The 2,191-nt window shown below is 41.2% G+C and carries 3 protein-coding genes and 1 pseudogene; all 4 read left to right on the top strand.

All coding sequences use genetic code 11. From position 1 onward, the window contains the following. Positions 1–216: adenylate/guanylate cyclase domain-containing protein (locus F6K52_RS35540; RefSeq protein WP_293089793.1), on the top strand; the 216-nt coding region annotated here is incomplete at its 5' end. A gap of 478 nt (positions 217–694) precedes the next feature. Then, entirely contained in the window at positions 695–973 is a 279-nt protein-coding gene (locus F6K52_RS35545; protein ID WP_293089795.1) for a hypothetical protein, read from the top strand. A 473-nt stretch (positions 974–1,446) separates the two neighbouring features. Then, on the top strand, positions 1,447–1,692 hold the full coding sequence (locus F6K52_RS35550) for a hypothetical protein (RefSeq protein ID WP_293089797.1): 246 nt from the start codon (positions 1,447–1,449) through the stop codon (positions 1,690–1,692). 294 nt (positions 1,693–1,986) lie between these two features. Then, positions 1,987–2,191, top strand: a pseudogene (hetR, locus tag F6K52_RS35555) (heterocyst differentiation control protein); the annotation flags it as partial.

Raw genomic sequence — 2,191 nt, forward strand, 5'->3', positions numbered from 1 at the left:
TCACAGAAGCTGATTCAATACGCTACTATCGGTGACACTACCAATGTTACTAGCCGCATCTGTAGTGCCGCTCAGGAGGGAGAGATTCTAATTTCCCAAAGCACCTTAGACAAGCTGAGGAATAAAACTCTACCGTTGGAAAAAATGTCCCCGGTTAAGGTTAAAGGTAAAGACCAGCCCCTCCAACTGTACCGCCTACTGCCGTGGCACAGCTAATTTGGTGCTTTAGTAAAATCCCTTATCCCTTGTAAATTAAGGTTTTTAACAAAAAGCTATTGCACTATTTTAGCTGTGTCACGCCACTACGGTGGGATACTTAATTCTGGGGAAGCTATAAAAGTTACAGGTTGAAGGTTACAGGTTGAAGGTTACAGGTGATTAAACCTTGGCCAAAAGGCCACGCTACGCGAACAACCAAAAAACCTTCAACCAAACAACCAAACCACCTTCAACCTTGGCCTTTGGCCACGCGTGCGCGAACAACCAAACCACCATTCCGTCAGCTTGGAAACCCAACATCCAAATAGCCCCTTAAGATATCATGTGTAAAACTTGTTGTGCCATGGTGGGTGCATAAATTGCCACGGCTGACTAGATAAGTAGATATAGATACCTAGCCAAAATTGACTGTTGCTAGAACTCTACTGATTCGATGCCTAAGTCCTGTACCAGCTCCTGTCCCAGCTTGCTTGTGATGAGTCAGAGTAGGTTCCGGATTTTATATATAGATTCTCATAAAATTCCCAGTGGTTCTATCCTGATCGGACCAACAGTCGAGAGAAATCTACAACAGGAGATCCACAAGGCACTAGAATCTGCCTCCAGCAGCATGGCAGCATCAGTAGGATACATCCCCAATGCTAAAGCACCTGATTATGATTACTTAATTGAGGTGGTTGAGAAGGTAAGACCGATTGCCGAACGGATTCAAGAAAAACCATTCCCTTTATACAGCCTTCCATTTGAGTTGTAAAACTTCCAAACAAGGTGAGAGACCGGGAGTAGCAGAAGAGAATCGAATAGATCACCATTGGAAATTTTTAACAAACAATTTAGGATTGCTACATAAGCGGTTGTAAATGTGAATGGTTGCTAGGTAATCGCCTTTACCTACTTAGCAAATTTGTAGTTATTTAAAGATCTATAATACCCAGGATTACTTATCCTTATTTTTAGTAAAGATAATTGCCATACCAATTCGCTCAACAACAGTCATGGCAGAAAATAAATAACTTCTTGACATAACACTAATCTTTATCGGACAAGGATTACAGTCGCTAGCTTGACACAATTTAGTCAACTAGTTTTTTTTTCCATAAAGAATTTTAATAGGAATTTACACGATCGGTATTTTTTTAAAATTCGCTTATAGTTTATATTTTTTCCTGAACCATTAGCGAGCAATCTGTATCAGTAATTAGAGGAACATTGATACGGATATCGGTTATGCGAATTTACACTCCTATTGCTTTACTTACTGTTTTAACCATCTGGTTTGGGGTTAATTTACCGATGATTGCCCATGGCTCAAATTCATCACTAAACTACATTAATGATTGTCCCAGTGTAGTAGAGCAAACAGGACAAATTTTTTCTTATGGGAGAAAAGAAAACCACAAATTTGTCTCATCACCAGTAATTCCAACTACCCTGATCGCCCATCGTGGTAGCGGACGTCTGTCTCTTGTGTGAGAGTCAACTGACTGGATTCAGTTTGAGGGCAGATTTGACGGCATTTCAATCCCACTGTTGGGTACGAGTAGCGGTCTACAGTGGGAAAGTGCCAATTCAATATAGTTTACTTGTACTTGGCTTATTTTATATAATATATTGGAAAAGACATGATTAGGGTGCTTCTTAATTCGTCAATTTTCTACCAAGCAACCTCAGCTCGCTTTCTTAGATGACAGTGAGTTTGTCCTAGTGTGGAAAAATGAAAATAAATAAGCTTGATAACCAACGGAAGTAGATGTGATTGCCCCTAAGATGATCAACCAATCCGATCTGATCAAAACCCTAAGCCCCAGTGCAATGGATCAGATCATGCTATACCTGGCTTTCAGCGCCCTGCGGACTAGTGGACACCGACATGGGGCGTTTCTAGATGCAGCAGCAACCGCTGCCAAATGTGCCATCTACATGACCTATCTGGAGCAAGATGGCAATATCCGCATGACTGGGCATTTGCATC

This window comes from Moorena sp. SIO3H5 (genome assembly GCF_010692395.1).
In the GTDB taxonomy this organism is placed as follows: domain Bacteria; phylum Cyanobacteriota; class Cyanobacteriia; order Cyanobacteriales; family Coleofasciculaceae; genus Moorena.